The following is a 584-nucleotide window of genomic DNA, read 5'->3' on the forward strand; positions in this document are numbered from 1 at the left end:
TTCGAGCCCAGCACGGGTTATAATTTATAGCGGGTGTGGCGGAATTGGCAGACGCACCAGACTTAGGATCTGGCGCCGCAAGGCGTGGGGGTTCGACTCCCTTCACCCGCATACTAGGGTACGAGCCATTAGCTCAGTTGGTAGAGCATCTGACTTTTAATCAGAGGGTCGAAGGTTCGAGTCCTTCAGTCGGCATTGTCGTAAGACACAAAGTTTAAGTGCGAACGTAGTTCAGGGGTAGAACACAACCTTGCCATGGTTGGGGTCGCGAGTTCGAATCTCGTCGTTCGCTTACTAGTATTATTACTAGTTATTTATAAAAAGTTATTTGCAGGCGTGGCTCAACTGGATAGAGTACCTGACTACGAATCAGAAGGTTGTGGATTCGACTTCTTCCGCGCGCATATAACGGGAAGTAGCTCAGCTTGGTAGAGCACTTGGTTTGGGACCAAGGGGTCGCAGGTTCGAATCCTGTCTTCCCGATCGATGTTTTTACATCAATTTGACTTAGGTCTTTTATGGCGGTGTAGCTCAGCTGGCTAGAGCGTACGGTTCATACCCGTAAGGTCGGGGGTTCGATCCCC

4 tRNA genes are annotated in these 584 nt (G+C 50.0%); all 4 read left to right on the forward strand.

The window, feature by feature from the left end:
- Positions 1–29: 29 nt before the first annotated feature.
- The 4 genes from BABA_RS25850 (at position 30) to BABA_RS25870 (ending at position 483) form a co-directional block, all read left to right on the forward strand.
- Positions 30–111 (forward strand) — tRNA-Leu (locus BABA_RS25850).
- Between the two features lie 13 nt (positions 112–124).
- Positions 125–195: transfer RNA gene (locus tag BABA_RS25855), tRNA-Lys, on the forward strand.
- A gap of 25 nt (positions 196–220) precedes the next feature.
- Positions 221–292 (forward strand) — tRNA-Gly (locus BABA_RS25860).
- A gap of 117 nt (positions 293–409) precedes the next feature.
- Positions 410–483: transfer RNA gene (locus tag BABA_RS25870), tRNA-Pro, on the forward strand.
- The last annotated feature ends 101 nt before the right edge of the window (positions 484–584 follow it).

Source organism: Neobacillus bataviensis LMG 21833, from assembly GCF_000307875.1.
GTDB classification, from domain to species: Bacteria; Bacillota; Bacilli; order Bacillales; family Cytobacillaceae; genus Neobacillus; species Neobacillus bataviensis.